Origin of the sequence: Nocardia abscessus (assembly GCF_015477775.1) — a bacterium.
GTDB lineage: Bacteria > Actinomycetota > Actinomycetes > Mycobacteriales > Mycobacteriaceae > Nocardia > Nocardia abscessus_A.
The window spans coordinates 111,723-128,005 of sequence record NZ_JADLQO010000018.1 but is presented as its reverse complement, the minus strand read 5'-3'; the positions used below and the strand labels follow the sequence as shown (position 1 = coordinate 128,005).

16 protein-coding genes are annotated in these 16,283 nt (G+C 69.2%); 5 read left to right on the top strand and 11 right to left on the bottom strand.

From position 1 onward, the window contains the following. Positions 1–66 precede the first annotated feature (66 nt). Positions 67–723: a hypothetical protein gene (locus IU450_RS33280; RefSeq protein ID WP_195153674.1), complete on the bottom strand. Its 657-nt coding sequence runs from the start codon at positions 721–723 to the stop codon at positions 67–69. A 17-nt stretch (positions 724–740) separates the two neighbouring features. On the opposite strand from IU450_RS33280, the gene IU450_RS33275 reads away from it, so the two are divergent. After that, complete coding sequence (locus tag IU450_RS33275; protein WP_195153757.1) at positions 741–992, top strand: hypothetical protein; 252 nt, start codon at positions 741–743, stop codon at positions 990–992. Positions 993–1,003: 11 nt separating this feature from the next. Here IU450_RS33275 and IU450_RS33270 read toward each other — a convergent pair whose 3' ends face one another. After that, positions 1,004–1,747 carry a hypothetical protein gene (locus IU450_RS33270; protein ID WP_195153673.1) on the bottom strand — a complete coding sequence of 248 codons (744 nt, stop codon included), beginning with the start codon at positions 1,745–1,747 and terminating at the stop codon, positions 1,004–1,006. Between the two features lie 297 nt (positions 1,748–2,044). Here IU450_RS33270 and IU450_RS33265 point away from each other — a divergent pair, with 297 nt between their 5' ends. Both IU450_RS33265 and IU450_RS33260 read left to right on the top strand, forming a co-directional pair. Next, positions 2,045–2,569, top strand: a complete 525-nt coding sequence (locus IU450_RS33265) for a hypothetical protein (protein ID WP_195153672.1) — start codon at positions 2,045–2,047, stop codon at positions 2,567–2,569. 668 nt (positions 2,570–3,237) lie between these two features. Further along, on the top strand, positions 3,238–4,191 hold the full coding sequence (locus IU450_RS33260; RefSeq protein ID WP_324197919.1) for a fatty acid desaturase: 954 nt from the start codon (positions 3,238–3,240) through the stop codon (positions 4,189–4,191). 34 nt (positions 4,192–4,225) lie between these two features. Here the strand turns inward: IU450_RS33260 and IU450_RS33255 are convergent, their stop codons facing one another. Genes IU450_RS33255 through IU450_RS33235 form a run of 5 tightly spaced genes read right to left on the bottom strand, consistent with a single transcriptional unit; the run spans position 4,226 to position 10,490 of the window. Beyond that, on the bottom strand, positions 4,226–5,026 hold the full coding sequence (locus IU450_RS33255) for an ESX secretion-associated protein EspG (RefSeq protein ID WP_195153671.1): 801 nt from the start codon (positions 5,024–5,026) through the stop codon (positions 4,226–4,228). Beyond that, positions 5,023–7,584, bottom strand: coding sequence for a WXG100 family type VII secretion target (locus tag IU450_RS33250; RefSeq protein WP_195153670.1), 2,562 nt, complete (start codon positions 7,582–7,584; stop codon positions 5,023–5,025). Before IU450_RS33250 ends, IU450_RS33255 begins: the two co-directional genes overlap by 4 nt. 60 nt (positions 7,585–7,644) lie before the next feature. Beyond that, the gene (locus tag IU450_RS33245) at positions 7,645–8,118 is read right to left on the bottom strand and encodes a YbaB/EbfC family nucleoid-associated protein (RefSeq protein WP_195153669.1); all 474 of its coding nucleotides are present in this window, start codon (positions 8,116–8,118) and stop codon (positions 7,645–7,647) included. A gap of 7 nt (positions 8,119–8,125) precedes the next feature. Beyond that, positions 8,126–8,461, bottom strand: a complete 336-nt coding sequence (locus IU450_RS33240; protein ID WP_195153668.1) for a hypothetical protein — start codon at positions 8,459–8,461, stop codon at positions 8,126–8,128. A gap of 22 nt (positions 8,462–8,483) precedes the next feature. After that, on the bottom strand, positions 8,484–10,490 hold the full coding sequence (locus IU450_RS33235; RefSeq protein WP_195153667.1) for a hypothetical protein: 2,007 nt from the start codon (positions 10,488–10,490) through the stop codon (positions 8,484–8,486). A gap of 236 nt (positions 10,491–10,726) precedes the next feature. Here IU450_RS33235 and IU450_RS40700 point away from each other — a divergent pair, with 236 nt between their 5' ends. Next, a complete protein-coding gene (locus tag IU450_RS40700) occupies positions 10,727–11,830 on the top strand; it encodes a hypothetical protein (RefSeq protein ID WP_195153666.1) in 1,104 nt (367 codons plus the stop codon). A gap of 364 nt (positions 11,831–12,194) precedes the next feature. Here IU450_RS40700 and IU450_RS33225 read toward each other — a convergent pair whose 3' ends face one another. From IU450_RS33225 to IU450_RS33215, 3 genes are all read right to left on the bottom strand, one after another. Beyond that, on the bottom strand, positions 12,195–12,794 hold the full coding sequence (locus IU450_RS33225; RefSeq protein ID WP_195153665.1) for a hypothetical protein: 600 nt from the start codon (positions 12,792–12,794) through the stop codon (positions 12,195–12,197). Positions 12,795–12,972: 178 nt separating this feature from the next. Next, positions 12,973–13,872: a class A beta-lactamase gene (gene bla, locus IU450_RS33220; protein WP_195153664.1), complete on the bottom strand. Its 900-nt coding sequence runs from the start codon at positions 13,870–13,872 to the stop codon at positions 12,973–12,975. Positions 13,873–14,080: 208 nt separating this feature from the next. After that, positions 14,081–14,506: a VOC family protein gene (locus tag IU450_RS33215; RefSeq protein WP_195153663.1), complete on the bottom strand. Its 426-nt coding sequence runs from the start codon at positions 14,504–14,506 to the stop codon at positions 14,081–14,083. Positions 14,507–14,751: 245 nt separating this feature from the next. Between IU450_RS33215 and IU450_RS33210 the strand changes: the two genes are divergently transcribed. Next, complete coding sequence (locus IU450_RS33210; RefSeq protein ID WP_195153662.1) at positions 14,752–15,240, top strand: hypothetical protein; 489 nt, start codon at positions 14,752–14,754, stop codon at positions 15,238–15,240. Positions 15,241–15,719: 479 nt separating this feature from the next. On the opposite strand, the gene IU450_RS33205 is transcribed toward IU450_RS33210, so the two are convergent. Continuing rightward, positions 15,720–16,247 (bottom strand): CAP family protein, encoded by a 528-nt coding sequence (locus IU450_RS33205; RefSeq protein WP_195153661.1) that lies wholly within the window; start codon positions 16,245–16,247, stop codon positions 15,720–15,722. Between the last annotated feature and the right edge of the window lie 36 nt (positions 16,248–16,283).

Below are 16,283 nucleotides of genomic sequence, written 5' to 3'. Positions count from 1 at the left end.
CGTGGCTCGGGATCACGACCGCGAACAGCGGTGGATACGGGCAACCGACAGCGGGGAACTCGTCGGTCAGGAGTCCGTAGGAGGCGGTGTTCGGACGGCTATCTCGCCGGTCAGCTCGTAGTCGCCGGACAGCCGCAAGCCGTCTCCGCTCCAGAACCGGCCCGGGTCGTACCAGTCAGGGCTCCGGTGTTGCGGCAGCAGTCCCATCGCTTGGTATGTCGCGGCGACGATTTCGGCGCAGTACGCGTTCTCCACCTCGCGGGCAGTGGACCGACGCGACTTGCGGCGCGGCAGGCGGGCGCGACCGCGTAGCCAGCGCGCCGCCAGACCGGCGGTGGAGGGGAACGGGGTGCCGTCGAGCCGGGCGATGGTGCGCAGCACGCTGTCCTCCATCTCCCGGGTGGCGGGAGGGTCCAACTGGCGCAACCAGGCCTGCTGACCGTAGCGGTGGGCCCACACCAGTACGGCATCGCGCAGGTTGTGCAACTGGACGCCACGGTGCGCGTTTCCCGACCACATGTCGGGCAGGGATCGCCCGAGCTCGGCGTGCCAGATCAACGCGGGCAGATCCTCGATCACGACGGACATCCCGACATGGTTCACCGGACTGTTCGTCGTCATCCGGATCACCCGGTCGGCTGTCGAATGGCCTCGGAAAAGCCAGATGTCGCCCGTCCTGGTGACCTCGACCGCTCGGTCGAGACTGATGCCCGCACCCGTCATGGTCGTAGCCTATGCGTATGAGGTGGTGGAAGGCGTTGGGATTGGCGGGTGCGGCCGGTGTGGTCGCCACCGGTGTCGTGGTGGTGCGCGCCGAGCGCCGCCGCCGTGCCTATACCCCGGACCAGGTCCGGGAACAACTGCACGTGCGATTCGCCCAGGCGACGTCGGCCCAGGAAACCGTCGAAACCACAGCGGAACCGCGGGCGCTCGCCGGTGTCGGCGAATACATCCGGCGATTGTTCCGCCGCCGACCGGCGCAGCGGCAGTGAGCGCAGCCTGTTCACTCTCGCCGGGCCGGATCGCCGGAGCGTTTCGAGCCGGCGATGCGATACGGCAGGCGGAGGGCCGCGGGTGGATGGTTGTACACCCATTGGGTGACCGCGATGATGGCCGAGCCGAGTGAAGTGGCGCCCGCGAGCAGCGCCCAGTAGGTCAATCCCGCGGTGTCGTAGGAGACTTGCCTGACTCCCGGCACGATGAGGCTGCCGTTGCCGAAGGCCCAGCTCGTCACCATTCCGACTTGTCCACCCAAGTCCGAGGAGCGAGCGAGCGGGGCGCGCAGCTCGGGAGCTTTGCTGTTGATGTAGAGCACGGTGAGCACGACCAGCGCCGCGGTGGTCACCGTGGAGATCGTCGCCGCCCGCGCCAGCACCTCGGTGCGATACCGCAGATTCGCCGCCACCGAGCAGACGGTGACGACGATCGCGGCCGCGGCGAGCAGCGCCAGGCCGCCGCTGATCCGCGCGGCGGGCGCCTGCGTCGCCGACCAGGCGTTCAGGTAGGAGGTGGTCGCGCTGACCCGGCCGAACGCATTGGCGCTGGCCTTGCCGTCGGCGCCGGCGACCCTCAGCCACGGCTGGAACAGCAGGACAAGCGTGACGATGCTGCCTGCCACGGCGCCCAGATAGCCCCAGTAGCCGTTCAGCGTGGACAGCGACGGGCGGGAACCGGCGAGCCGTCCCGGCGCCGCGCTCGGTACTCGATCGAGTCGAGAGTCATTGGCCGACCAAGGAGTTGGCTGCACGTCGCTCCGAATCAGAAGTAGGTTCGGTGTCGCGGACCGAGGTGGGCATCGCAGTCCACTGCGGTCCACATCGGACCCGGTCCGGACAGAGGGGTATCCGGGACACTAAGCGCTGCAAGATGTTCGAAGAATGATTGCGATCAGCGCGATCTTGAATCCCGCAACGGCCGTCGCGCGAGCGTTGCAAAAAAATGGGACATAGCCCCCACCGTGGCACAGCGTCAGGCACGATACAACTGTCGATCGCCGCATCACTTCCGTTGTCTGCGGTGAGTCACGCTGGGTGAGGAGCGCGACGTGTGGGACGCAGTCGAGAAAGTCAGCTGGCTTGCCGGGATCCTCAGTCTGGTGGTGGCGGTTGTCGGTGTTCCGAAGCTTGTGCAAGGCCTGCGCAACGCCAAGCAGGCCGCTGCCGCATTCGTCGCGTACGCGGTTCTGGTGCCGTCGGTCGTTGCGGTGACGAACAACGAGTGGGCGACCGGCTGTTGGCGCAGAATCCTTGCCTTCGCCGTCCGAGTGCTCGACGGTGTCTCATTGCCATTGGTCGCGGCGTGGCCGCTGGCCGTCCTCCTCGCCGGCGGCGTCTTCGCCGCCGTGCTGCTCCCTGTCCGGGTTTCGTTGTTCCAGACCCGAGTGCTGATGTCGACATTGCAGCCGGCCATTCAGCGAATCACACGGGAATCTCCGGATCGCCCGGCGAAGCGCGCTCGAGATGCAGCGCCTGCAGAGAGACTTCAAGTTCAATCCCTTGCAGCTCTTGGTATATCCGACTGTCATCTTCATCTCGGTGTACGCCGCCATCGTGACGCTTCCGGCGAATAGCGGGCAGGAACTCGGCGACGATTCCGATTGGCCATCGGGGGTGCGGGCCGATCTCCCCGATCTGGAGATCTTCGGAGGTGCGATCTTCAACAGAACCGGCCGAGCAGACTGGATCCCCCTCCGGCACAACTGGCTCCTTCTGCTAATCGTGCTCGCCCTCGTGGTCATCGGGCGGATCGAAGCGGACGCCACTCACGCCCACCTGAGACGACCGAGACCGACAAGACTCTCGGCTTCTTCCACAAGTACCTCGGTGCGCTGCTGGTCGCTGTCGTGGTCTGCGATTTCGATATCCAGGTGGGGCTCAGCCCGGCATTCTTCCTGCTCGGCTACTTCGGCGTGACTGCCGTCTACATGTCGGTGTACGCCGCCGACTACACGCCGGAGATCAGTCTGGAACTGCGGGACAGATGGTTACGATCTCGGCCTCGGCGTAGTTCACCGCGTCGAAACGATCAGGAACGTCCGCCTCGGCCGTCCGCCTAGCCGAGAGTATGAGCCGGTGTCCTCGCCTCGGTGCGCCGATCAGCCCCTGCCACCCGTGAAACCCGTGCGTTGTTCTGCCACATCACCGTTTCGTTGCGCGGACGTAAGGGGCGCGACAGCGTGTGTAGGGGTGTTCGTGGGGCGGATCGGGCACGCTCGGTTTCCGGAGGAAGACCGGAGAGGTGATCGAGGGCGAGATGACCCAACGGCGCACCGGCAACGCCGTCCGCGCGCGGCGCCGCGACGACGACCGGCGGATCGGATCGTGGTTGACCGCCGGAGTGCTGGCGCTCGGTCTTTTCCAGCTCTTCGCGCTACCGCTGCTGCTGTTGCCCCGCGACCGTGCTTGGGGTTGGGTACTGCTGCCGTCGGCGCTGCTGACGACGACGCTCTGGTCGGTGATCCACGAGGCCGTGCACGGCAATCTACACCGTCGGCGCGCCCGCAACGACCGGAACGGACGTGTGCTCGCCGTGCTGTACGGCTCGCCGTTCGCGTTGCTCAAAGCCGGTCACCTGCTGCACCACCGCTACAGCCGGACCCGTGAGCGGGCCGAGATCTACGACCCGGCGACCTCCAGTTGGGCGAAGGCCGCGCCCGGGTACTACCTGCGGCTGTTCGGCGGACTGTATCTACTCGAGGTCGCGGCCGTCGTGCTGGCGGTGCTGCCCGCCGCGGCGGTGCGCCGCCTCGCCCGGACGGTGGACGGTCCGGAGACGGTGGCGGGGCCGCTGCTCGAGCGCGTCGCGCAGGGGGAGGTGCTGCGGCAGTTGCGCGTCGACGCGGCCGCGATCACGGTGCTGCACGGCGCGGCGTTCGCCGCCTACGGTGCGCACTGGTGGATGCTGCTCGCGGCGTTGGCCGGGCGCGCCGTGATCGTCTCGCTGTCGGACAACGCGTACCACTACGGCACCGACCTCGACGAGCCGCTCGAGGCGCTGAACCTGGAACTGCCCGCGCCACTGGAGATCCTGGCCCTGAGCTTCAACCTGCACGGCATGCACCATCGCCGGCCGGGCCTGCGCTGGTACGAACTCCGGCCCGCCTTCGAGGCCGAGGACGGCCGGTACGACTCGGGCTGGTTCCGTGCGGTGGCCCGCCAGATCCACGGCCCGATCGGACGCACCGATCGCTGAGCCGACGCGGGTGCGACGGCGACGCCGTGGCGGATCACTCCTCGGTTTCCATGTGCGAATCCATCCGCGACAGGATCTCCTCGATCCGGTCGCGCACCCACAGGGTCAGCCGGTCGCTGCCCATGGCGGTGGCGACCGGGGCCGGGTGATCCAGGGGCATCACGTAGCGTCCGTCGTCGGGGAGGTCCCGCCACAGCAGGCCCGCTTCGATACGTCCGCGAGGTCCGTACTTCGAGCGGCCCTGCAGCACCTTGACGATTCCGGTGCTGACGGCGGGGGCATCGAAGAACGCGGCGCTACGGTGCGCGTCGTCGTCGGGATCGTCGTCGTTGTCGGAGATCGTGGCCCTGCGCTCGCGCTCGGGCTCCGGTTCACCAGCCGGGAGCGAGAGGCGGATGTCGTCGAGGCGGCCCGCTCCGCAGCGGGGAAGCAGTCCCACCACGGTGTCGGCCAAGGCGTGCGGGTCGCACTCGGCGGCGTCGAATCCGCCGCTGTGCGCCAGTGTTTCGCCAGGCCGCTGGGTGATCACATAGCCGCGCGCTCGGTGCCGGACCGCGTGCACCCGGGTGCGCGCTTCGGGGTTGCCGAAATCCTGGTCGTTCCAAGCGTGCGCGACGACGAAGACGTCGGGTTTGGCGAGCGCGCCGGCCATGGCGTCCAGATCGTGGTCGAGCCGTTGCCGCAGCTGCTGCCGGATCTGGGCCTTCTCCAGCTCGTAGTCCGCCGCGAGCCGGGTGCGGCTGGTGAAGACGAACGGGGCGGGTAGCTCACCCTGCCGAACCTCCTCGCACAGCAGGTTGAATTCCAGATCGGTGAATTCCCAGGTCGCGCTCACGAGTCGATCACCGGCTTCACCCGATCGGGCACCGCCCCGATGGCGTCGTCGAGATGGGTCTTCGACTGCAGGAACCTCGCGGGCTTGTGGGCGGTGTTGCCCTGTCCGGCGCCGCCCGCGGCGGCGCCTGGCGCTCCCATCATGGGCGCGCCGGCGGGCACACCGTCCTGGTGCGCACCGGCCGCCGCGGCGGGATAGATCGGCGCTTCGGCGCCGGGCAGCGACGCGCGCGGGAACAGGTGCGCGGCACGGGATTGCTGGGTCGGATGTTCCGACAGCCCGGCCTCCACTCCGGTTCCCACGCCGCCCGGCCCGGGTCCCGAGCCACCCGCACCCGCGGGCTCGACGGGACCGTGCCCGGCCCCGGCCGCCAGCGCATTCGGATCGAACTGCCGCAACAGCTCCTGCAGTTTCTCCGCACCCGGCAGCGTGCTCCCGAGCTGGGTGAGCGCCTCGAGACCCTGGGTGAGCGCCTTCCCCACCTGCCCGAGCAGATCCCGGCCCGCGGAGGCGAGCGAACCGGCGCCTTGCGCGCCCGCGGCACCCGCCGCCGATGCCGAGTCTCGCGGTGCGAGACCGGCTCCGGCGGCTGACGGCCCGTCCGTGCGGGTCGCCGCAGCGAGCGCCTGCTCGTCGAGTGCGTTGGGAAGGTTCTCCAGGACCGAGCGCACCCCCGCCGGGTCCACACCGCTGAGTTTCGACAGCGCGTTCTCGTCGACGACGTCCGGAATGCTGTCCAGGATCGAGCGCACCTGCTCCGGCGGCAACCCGGTGAGTTGCGACAGGGTGTCCTCGTTCAGCAGGCCGGGGAGATTGTCGAGCACCGACCGCACCTGTGCGGGGTCCGTGCCCGTGGCCCGTGCCAGCGCGTCCTCGAGCGACGCCGTGCCCGCGCCGGGAGCCGTGCCGCTCGCTTTCGACGGCGTCCCGCCGGGCGAGCCACCCGATCCGGAGGACATGCGCGGCAACGGGACCGAGCCGAGGGAGGGAACATCGGGCATACTGCCGCCCGCGGAGGATTCGGGCTGCCCGCCGGAGGACGTGCTCCCCCGGGGAGAGGCGGAACTTCCCGACCCGCCGGACGAACGCGCGGGCGCCGCGCTGCCCTGGGACCCGACGGAACCGCCGAACAGTCCGGCGGGGCCGGAACCGGAGCCACTGCCGGCGGGTCCGCCGCCCGACTGCGCGCCGGTTCCGGCGGAAGCGGCGTCGTAGCCGCGGGGCAGGGAGGCGCCACCGCTCTCGTGCGAGGCGCCCGCGGTCTGGGTGTCACCGGGCAGACCAGCGCCGGTGCCCGAGCCCGTACCGCCGCCGGTGGATCCGGAGCCGCCGTTGCCCTGTCCGGCCTCCAGACCCTCCCGGTAACCCTCCTGGTAACCGGCCTGATAGTCCTCGCTGGGGGTCTGGCCGTCGTTGCCATGGTCTCCGTAGCCGGGGTACTGCCCACCACCGGTTCCCGTCTGCGAGCCTTGGCCGTTCGGGTTGTTCCCGGGGCTGTTCTGGTTGTTGCCGGGCTGGTTCTGCCCTTGGCCGCCGGAGGGCTGTGGTGCGGCGATCGGCCCGTTCACCACCGGCATCACCGACACCGTGTTCTTCATGCCCTCGCCGTAATGCTTCTGCCATTCGTCGCGGTACCGCCGGGTGACCCTGCCCGGGCAGCAGTCACCGGGATCCGAGGTCGCTGGCATGCTCAGTTTGGTGAGATGCAGCCACTGCGCCGTGTAGTCCAGATTCTGGCTCATCGCGATCATGGAGGTGATCAGCGGCTGAACCCCGTCGGCGTAGCTGCGGACCGCTTCGGCGGCCGCGGTCGCGCCCTGCCCCTCCCATGCCTCGGTACCCGCGGAGATCACGGACACGAAACCGTTCAGCTTGCCCAGCAGATCGTTGGCCAGACTGTGCCAGGTGCCCGCGGCGGCGAGTACCGGCTGCGGATCGAGATCGCGCCCCAGCTCGTACAACTCGGTGAAGCTGAGACTGTCCTTGTTCTCGATGTTGGCCGTGACGCCGGTGTCCTTCGCGCCCTGGTAGTCCTTCAATGACGAGGGGAAGCTCTCGGCGTTCGCCTTCTCGACGTGGATGTGCCCGTCCTTGTCCTTCCAGGTGAAACCACCGCTGGGCTTGTCGAATTCGGCGTCGGGCGCACCGGGGGCCTTCTTGCCCGGGGTGTAGGGTGTCGCCTCGGTCGGCATCTTCAGCGCGCTGAGCGCCTTGAAGGTGTCCCCGGAAACTCCGTCGGTCTTCGTGTACGACTTGCCCGCGGCGATATAGGTCTCGCCCATGTCGGTGACGATCTTCGCGTGGTCGTTCAGGATGGTGTGCAGGCGGGTCCCCTTGGTGGTGAACGCCATCGCCAGCTGGGCGCCGGAGGTCAGCGTGCCGATCGGCGCGAAGTTGTTCAGGCGCAGGTCGGCCACCGCGGCGGCCATCCCGAGCAGGTCGTCGACCAGATCGGCGCAAGCCTTGGCCGCGGCCAGGGCGTCGGCGGGATCGAACTTCAGATATCCCGCTTTCGCCTGGTTCTCCAGTCCGGACCACGTTTTCGGTTCGAGGGCCATCGTCACCTTTCTCCGCCGGGGATCGGGGCCCGGCTCCTTCGGGTGTCCACTGCCGAGGCGTCAGTCGTCGTTGTCGGCGACCACCGACCGCGGTCCCGTGGCGCCGGAATCATCGACGGGCCAGCGGGTCGGATCGGGCGGCGCCATGGGCGGGGCGGGCGCGGTCGGGATCATCTCGCCCAGGTCGGGGGCCCCTTCGACGATCTCCGAGAGCTTCGGCAGCGCGTTCCTGCGTTCCAGTAGCGGCGCCATCAGTTCCCTACCGCGCTCAGCGACCTCGGCGGCCGCCGCCTGCACGGCCGCCGTGATGTTCTCGGCGATCTCCTCGAGGCTCAGATCCAGGACGTCGTCGGCGAATCTGGTGGCGATCAGCACGCCGTCGGCGTTGACCGTGACCTCGATGCGCTTGTCGCACGCGGTGACCGTGGCCGTGAGCAGCGAGCGCTGCTTCTGCAATTCGGCGATCCCGCGGAACTGCTCGCCGAGGCCCTCCAGCATTGTCGCCATGTCCGCGCGCAGGCGTTCGTTCACCATGTGCCGCTCACTTCCCCAGCTGCCCGCCGGAGGCATGGTCGGTGCCGGTCAGCGAGTCCGCGGCCTCGCGCTGGCCCTCCGACATGTCGTGCAAGGTCTGCGCGGCGCCTGTGGCGCCTGCGAGCAGGTTCTTGCGCGCCGCCTGGTAACCCTTGTCGCCCTGGGCGAACTTCCTGCCCCGCTTGTCGTCTCCCCACGGCATCGTGGTGGCGTCGGATTCGATGCCCGCCAGAGTGTTCCGGAGTTTCTCGGCGGTCGCGGTGACCTTCGTCGACAACTCCGCGGTCAGCTCCGAGGCCCGGCGCAGCTTATGGGGGTCGACCTCCACGTGGTCGGCGGCCATGGCACTCCTTTCGATCAGCGGTCTAGAGGGTGAAAGGAACATCGACTTCCTCGGACCCCGCGGCGCCGGCCTGTGCGCCTGAACCGGGGGAGGCAGCACCGGGCAACCAGTCGTTCGGCTGCGAAGCGCCGCCGGGAGGTGGCGTGAAGGGGCCGGGCAGCGGCTCCACCGAGGGCCATTGCTTCGGGCGGGGCTTGCCGCGCACGTCCTTGCCCTCACCGAGGAACGGCTCGTCGGCGCTGGTGGCGATCGGGTTCCCGTGTGTGCCGGACGTACCGGTCACCTGCGAGCCGGAGGGGCGCGGGCCACCACCGGGGGGAGGTGGTGGCGCCGTGTGCCCGCTGGGCGCGGGCGTCGCGGGCAGCGTCGGACCGTGGGGCACGGGTGGAAGCGGCGCTCCCCCGGGGAATCCCGATCCCGTGTTGCCGGGCGGCGGGCCTCCGGTCGAGCCCCAGCCGTCCACCGACGACTCCCAAGAGGTAGGCGGCCGGCCGGTGAATTGGCCGGACTGGCCCGCGCTGGAACCGGTGGTGTAGCCCGACGCCGATCCCCCGGACGAGGAAGAAGAACTCGAAATGGTGCTGACCGCACTGTGGTACACCGACGGGCCCGATCCCGTGCTGACGCTGTCGGGCGTGGCGGGCCGGGAGGACGGCCCGCCTCCGCTGTACTGGCTGGTGGCGTCGTGGTACACGGTGTGGCCCGAGCCGCCCGAGGACGAGACGCCGTCGTCGCGGCCCGAGTGGGTCGACGCGACGCCGCCGCCGACGACCCCGGAGGGTGGGCGCGAGCCGCCGGAGGTGGAGCCGGTGGGGTGCGGCGCTGGGCCCGCCGGAGTACCGGTGGAACCGGCGACCGTGGACGCCGCCTGCGACGCGCGCCCGGAGGGCACGCTCGCCGACGAGCCGGTGGTCGACCCGGACCGGCCGGTACCCGTGCCGGTGGACGATCCGTCCTGGACCGGTGGGCGTCCGGTGTTGCCGGTCGACGGTTTCGGCATCCACACGTAGGAGCGGATGTCCCCGCGCCCCGGGGGAATCGGAGTTCCCAGGGCGAATCCGCCGCGCGCACCGCCGACCAGGCCACCGCGAGCGATGCCGCCGACCCAGCCCGCGCCGGACGAGAACGACGACCAGTCACCGGTGACCGCGCCCGCCGCCACGTTGCCGAACGCGGTGCCGACGGCGCCGGAGGCGCCGCCGATCACGACACCGCGGCCCACCCGGCCGAACACGTTGTCCAGGTTCTTACCCGCCGCCTTGTCGATGCCCTTCCCGAGATACCGGCCGAACTCGCGGCCGGGGATCACACCGGCGACACCGGCGAGAATGGACAGTCCGAACTCACCGCCGTTGAAGTGGCGGCGCTTGCCCGCCGCGAGCTGGCCAACCTGCACCGCACCGTTGATCGTTCCGGTGATGGCGGCGGCCTCGATCGCCCGCGCCCCGTAGACGCCGTACCCCTTCGCCGTGGGCAGCACCGGCCGCAGCTGCGCCGCGCGGGTCCAGAAGTGCCGCTTGACCGTCGGTGCGCCGAGCCGGGCGGCGATATTCGTGATGATCTTCTGGACGAAGTCCTCGAACACCTTGAGGAAGGACCGGGTCGTGGTGATCGCGGCCGCCTCCACGGCGGGCGCGGTCGGTGGGAACAGCCATGCCCACAGGATCTCGAGGGCGAGCCAGGCCAGGGTCACGATGACGGTGATCTTGGTCGCCTGGATCTCGGTGCCCATGTCGAACGCGCTGTCGCCGACCGTGCTCATCAGCTTCGCCAGTGCCTCCAGGGATTGATCCCCGGTGCGCAGGACGTCGTAGCGGGCCCCCATCGCGGCGCCGCCTTCCCCTTGCGGGTATGCCGCCACGGTGGCCTGCTCGGCCTCATCGATGCCTGCGAGCAGCGCCTCGAGTTCCTTGCTTGCCGTCTTCCACGCCTCCGAGGCCGCCCACGCGGCGTCCTCGTCGCCCTTCGGCCAGGTCGTGCCCGCCACCCAGGCCAGCCACTGCAACCCCTCGGGCATGTAGATGGTCACCGCGGCTCCGTGGTGGCTCCGAAGCGCCCTCTAGGCTTGCTCCCCACAGCTCGCCTCCTCGGCGGTCGACGTCATCGGATTACACCGCAACAAGTTGAACCTTCATCGACACGCAAGCGAATTCTGCTCGCGCACAGCATTGGTCGATCGGCCGGAGGCGAAAACCCGGTGTCGGCAACACCGTTCGTTCTCCACCGGGTGGTAGCCTCGCGCCGCGAACGAGGAGGTGCCACGTCGTGACCGCTGCCGAGAAGCCGCCCGCGGGCGGACAGCCCCCGGATGAGGCGAGCCGCCGGATCGCCGAGCTGCTGACCGGGCTCGGGCCGCAGGGCAGCCACGAGATCCAGGCGATCTTCGTGCTGACGGCCGTGGCCGAGCTGGCCTCGGTCGTCGCCACCGACGAGCAGGGCCGTCCGGTCCAGATCGTGCCGCCGGAGGAGGTCCTCGCGCTGGTCCGCACGCATCGGGAGGCGTCGGCCGCCCGGCCCGATGGGCCCTGGTGGCGATATCTGCTCGTGGTCTCGGCGTCCGGTGAAGTGCAGACCGACTACGACTTCGGCGACGAACCGTTCCCCGACGATCACCTCTTCCCCGCCGAGGTCTATCAAGCGGATCTCGAGGCATTCCCGCGCGACCGGCTGCCGGTGTGGCTCGCCGCTCATATCGGGCATGCCGACCGGCAGTCGCGGCCCGCCGAGACGGCGGCGCGGGCGGAGCCGGGCACGGCGGTGGTGGAGGACGGTCTGCCCGCGTTGCCGTTACTGGTGGCGCGCTGGGCGGTGCTCTCGGCGGCATTCGTGGCGGTCGGTTCCCCGTGGGGGCCGCGGGTCCTGCCCGCGCTCGGCTTGTTCGAGGGAGCCGAGCGCAGCGGGTCCTCGCTCTGGATCGTCCCCGGCGATCGTGCCGTCCTGTCCGGCGGAGTGTGGAACGACCCCGTTCTCGACGCGGTCTACAACGCCGGGGCGCCGATGCCGGACCTCTACGCGGGCGCACCCGCCTGGGTCGCGAATCCGCTGCTGAACCCGCGCGCAGGCACCGGCCTGCTGTCCTTCTGCTACTGGTGGGATCGCGGCAGGTGGTATCGCGGAGCCGCACCGGCCGCCGTGGACGTCGCCCCGGCAGTCCCCGCTGTGTGGAGCCGGGAGAACACCGCCGCCGTCGTCGCCGCGCTGGTCGAGGACGAACCGGGCACCCGGGTTCGCGAGGCGGCGCTCGGTCTGGTGCACGCCGCCGAGGGCGGAAAGATCGTACGTGCCGCGCTCACCGAGTTTTTCGGCGAGGGCGAAATCGATGACGCCTACCTCCAGCTGACCATGGCGGGCGTGGCGGCGGGCGAGTAGGCGAGCCGGGGGCTCGGTGGCACCGCGACACCGAGCGCGTCCGCCGATGCGGCACGAACAGCGCCGGATCCTGGGGAGCGCGCGGCTCGACCACACTCGCTTCTGACCGTCGCGCAGGTCGATCGGGAGATCCGCCCCGGCGCGAACCCCCGCCCTGGCGAGTTCGCGTTCGACCCGTTGCTGCGGGATCTGGCTGCGCATACCGATCGCGCCACGGCCAGGGTCGCCGCGAAATTCACCGAGTATCCCGACCGGCACCTACGACTCGACGGCCCCGTGTGGCCGTGGCGCGCAACGGCTCTGGCTGTGATGGCGGCGTCGGTGTCGATCGCGGTCGGATTCGTTCCCGCGATCTTGCGCACTGTCAGGATCCGTCGGCGACAACCGAGGCAGGCGGATCGGCGGTGAACGCGGCGGGCGCACGGTGGGGTAACGAATACCAGTCTCCGGACAACTTCTCGAACCGACGATCGCCAGTCGCCACCGGCTCGGCCCCGGGGGAGTAGACCCATCCGCTGGCAGCGGAGCCGACAAACCCATCGACCAAGCTGATCTCGAGCCCACCGAAGCTCAGGTCTCGGCGGGTACTCGGCCCGGTCTCGCGCAGCATCGCGACCGCGACGTCTTCCTGTGCGGAGTCGAAGCTGGCGGGCCGGAGAACCAATCCGGTCACCAGGCCCGCGAGCACGACCACCGGCACCGCGGCGACCTTCCATGACCACCGGCGCGCTCTGCCGAGCAAGTAGAGCGTCTTGATCGCCCACACCAGCAGGCAAACGCTCAGCAGCAGCCCGCCGATCAACAGGCCGACGAGCTGGTCGGGACCGGTCGGGTTCTGGACGAACGGCGCCCAGTCGAGGTGGACGCACAAAAGAACCGCGACACCGAGGACTGTTCCCGTCAGGACCGCGAAACCCGGTGCAGTGGTGGTGTCCTGTCCGCCTTCGGTATGCCCATCACGCACACGCGATGTCTCGATCGGAGCCTCCTCATCTCGATGCCAGTCCCGACGCCCGATTCGCGCTCGGCGATGCCCTCGACCGAACTCTACCGGCGGTGGGCCGCCACCGAACGCTTGCGAGTCACACGGAAGTCGCAGGCACTCGGGCGGTTCGCAAGTGTCCGACAGACGTGGTGAGCAGTCAGGTGAGTTCGGCTACTGCGTATTCGGCGGCTTGGGCGATGAGAGCCTGGTCGTATGCGGCGTCCGCGGTGGCTTTGCTGGACATGATCGCGATGACGACCGGCGCGGAGGCCGGGGGCCACACGATGGCTATGTCGTTGAGGGTGCCGTAGTCGCCCGTCCCTGTCTTGTCGGCTACCGTCCATCCTCGCGGCACACCCGCCCGGATGCGCTGCGCCCCTGCGGCAGTCGCGTTGCGCTCCAGAAGGTCACGGAGGAAAGCGCGCTTGTCGGCGGGCAGCGCGTCGCCTAGCACGATCTTTTGGTACACGGTGCCGAACGCGCGGGGGGAAGTCGTGTCGCGGAGGTCTCCGGGCGTGGCTTCCGTGATCGCCGGCTCGATGCGATCCATGCGGGTGACCATGTCGCCGAGGCTGCGCACATACTCCGTCAGCTGGGCGGGTCCGCCGATGTCCCGCAGAAGGAGGTTGCCCGCCGTGCCGTCGCTGTAGCGGACGGCGGCGTCACAGAGCTGGCGGATCGTCATCCCCGTGGCCACGTGCCGCGGGGTGATCGAGGCGTTTTTCAGCAGATCGTCTTCGGTGTAGGTGACGACCGTTTCCAGGTGCGTCAGCGGATTTCGGTGCAAGACGGCCGCCGCCGCCAGCGTCTTGAACGTCGAGCAGAATGCGAATCGCTCGTCCGCCCGATGAGCGATGGTGGTCCCGGTGCCGGTCGCGAGCGCGTACACACCCAACCGCGCGTCGAATTCCTGTTCCAGCTCGTTGAGCCGAGCGTGGTGGTCGTCGGTCCGCGCGACAGGGGAAGCGGGTGGTGGGTTCTCCGTCGCGCATCCGGCCAACGGTAAGAGCGCTGCCGCCCCGAGAAGTCTGCGGCGACTGATGGTTGAGGGCGACAAGCTCCGGCCTTCCTTCCACAGGGACGACTGCAACGACGATAGCGGCCGGCGCCGGACACCTACTTGCACCAGACTTCGGATGGCTGATGCCCTTCAGCGAGGTGGAGCCGGCAGTCGACGCGATCGGCTCATGCGTCACTCTCGAGCCCGGGCTCGCCGAAGGCAGCGCCGGCCGCTGTCGGTGGAGCAAGACTATTGCGACCTGGGACTATCGTCTTTCCCCGGCATCGGCGGCCGGGTTGTCGACGGGGCCGAGAAGGTCCCAGCGGTTGCCTGCGATGTCGAGGAAGACGGCGACCCTGCCGTAGGGCTCGGTGCGCGGCCGGGTCACGAATTCGACGTTCGCCGCGGTCATCCGCCGGTATGCCTGCTCGAAGTCGTCCACGCGAAGGAAGAATCCGACGCGGCCTGCCGTCTGGTCACCGATGGCAGCGAGCTGGCGGGTGCCGTCGGCGCGGGCGAGCAAGATCCCGGTCTGCGCGCCGGGCGGGCGAACGACGACCCATCGTTTCGGACGTCCGTCGTTGGTCATCGACGGGACGTCCTCGACCAGTTCGAAGCCGAGAGTATTCACGAAGAAGTCGATGGCGGGGTCGTACTCCGCGACGACTACGGCGATCAGTTCCAAGTGCACTCGACGAGGTTAGAAGTGCGCCCGCGTCGTCGTGGGGATCGCGTGCTCTATGGCCGAGAAGCACGTCGGCGCGACAGCCTGGCCGTTCTTTCCGTCAGCTGTCGTGAAAGCGGGTTCGGACAGCGGGCTTTCACTTCTCGCCTACGTGCTGGTCGCCCCACTTCGCATCCGAGGATCGGCTGGTCACGGGCCAACTTCGAGCGAACCGTCGTCTGTGTCGGTGCGGGGAATTAGAGTTATCGGCTATGGGAGGTAGGCATCGGAAAGACCGGGTATGGAGCGGCATCGACTCCGCCGCAGTCGCCGGTGTCACGGCGGCGGCGCACGGCGATTCGGAAAGCCCGATCGCGCGTGGTGGATTCGCTGCCCGTGCGCTGGCTGCGCAGCCGGAGGTTCCCGGGTGGATCGTGTGGGTGTACGAGCACGCCGGTGAGCAGGTGGCGCGGCTGGAGTATCAGATGCATTACCCCCTCGACTACGGCGGCCCGGATGGTCGCACGAGCGAGGAGTGGTTGATCACCCACCGGGCGTATGTGGCGGAGCGCTCCGCTCGCGCGGTCGAGCGCGCCCGCCGCTTCCACGGCGACAGCCCTGGAATCGTCTACGCCCACGGCCCGGCGCTGCCCGATGACGAGGAGTTCTATGAGGCCTTGGATTCCGGGCGGGAATGGACGGGGCATTGGTACTCCCGCGACGCGGTCGAAGCGTGGGGACTGGTCGGGGTACCGGCCTGATCAGCTGATCAGGCCCCGCCCGGACTCACGTTCCCGCACAAGCCCCCTCGGGGGCCCCGGGGGGTGGAGGGCGCCCACCCCCCGGGTGGGTGGGAGTGCCCCCAGGGGGCGGGCACCCCGCACCCACCTCGGACCGTAGCGGCTTGGAGGCCGACCAGGGCCCGATTCGACCGCGGCGCGACGTCGAATGTGGACCCCACACGGTGATGGCAGGCCCGCTCGAACCACACGAACCCTTCGAGGGCGGGCCTTCATGCTCTCAGGTTCCATATTCGACGAAACATTCTGACCCTCAGATGAATGCGGCATCGGTACATACTCGCTACCCATACGGAGCCTCGCCACCGATTTGCCCTGTGTCACGACACGCCCGCTACGGCTCGTGCATCACCTCGCGTTCGGACGACGACCGTGCCGGGGACACAGGAACGGGTGCGCAACCCGCCCGAAGTCTGACGACGGGTGGCGATGCATCCTGTTCACACGTGGCGGCCCACGTTCTGCTCGAACTGCCCCAGCTGGTTACCGGGTGGGGTGTAACGGGCAACGAAAAATCTGGCCGGATATCCCGGGAAGATGGTGCCCGCCGGACAGTCGACGACAGCCGCGGTGACCTGGGTGGTGGACTTCCACACGACCTGAGTGAAATGACCGGTTCCCATGGAGAACGTCGGATTGGCGTAGTCGTACTGGGAGGCCTCCTGCATCCACGCCGTCACCGCGTCATCGATGCCGGCGTCCATGTTCCCGGCGGCGTAGAGGTTTTCGCCATATCGCCCTTGCGGGTCCGAATGCTCGAACCTACAGGCCTTCGCCCACGCGACCGTGTCGGCGTACAGAGCGGAGTTCCATGTCAGCGAGGGCGCGCCGTATTGCCCGCGCGCCTGATCGTGGGAGGCGAGAACCTGGTCACTCCACGCATCCGCATGAGCCGGACCCGCACTCGACACCACCCCGGTGACGACAGCCGCCACGACCCCGGCGACCGCTGTCCGCGAAAACTTCATCGAATTCCTTCCCGGTACCAGACTGAGGAGAGGGCG